Raw genomic sequence first — 403 nt, 5'->3', positions numbered from 1 at the left:
TTTTTGAATTTTTTCACATTCTTTAAGGCTTAAAATTCTAATATTTTTGATTATTTTATTGATGCTTTGGCGAGAATTTTTGCTTAATTTTGCAAGTTTTGTGGCTCTAAGATCAAGGCTTTTCCAAAAGTTGCAAGGCGAAGCAAAAAATACTTCAAAATTCTTTAAATTTAGCCTCTGAAATTTTGAAACGATTGATATACTTGTTTTTCATCAATATAATCATAACTTAAAACTTATTTATTTGAGTTTAAGTTGGCTTGAGCCTTAAATTTAAATTTGTTCAGTTTGTTTTTAGTGAGGTGGGGTAGGGAGGCTAGGTTTGTAGAATAGGACTTATGTTTATGAGCTTTATTTTAAGAGAAAATTTTGTTTCAAAGGCAAAGTTGTTTAGCTTGTATTT

The 403-nt window shown here is 28.0% G+C and carries 1 pseudogene; it reads right to left on the bottom strand.

What is annotated here, in order from left to right:
* Positions 1-226 (bottom strand): annotated as a pseudogene (locus tag DMC01_RS15610) (hypothetical protein); the annotation flags it as partial.
* Positions 227-403: the final 177 nt, after the last annotated feature.

Origin of the sequence: Campylobacter troglodytis (assembly GCF_006864425.1) — a bacterium.
In the GTDB taxonomy this organism is placed as follows: Bacteria; Campylobacterota; Campylobacteria; order Campylobacterales; family Campylobacteraceae; genus Campylobacter_D; species Campylobacter_D troglodytis.
This window is presented reverse-complemented; position numbering and strand designations above follow the sequence as displayed.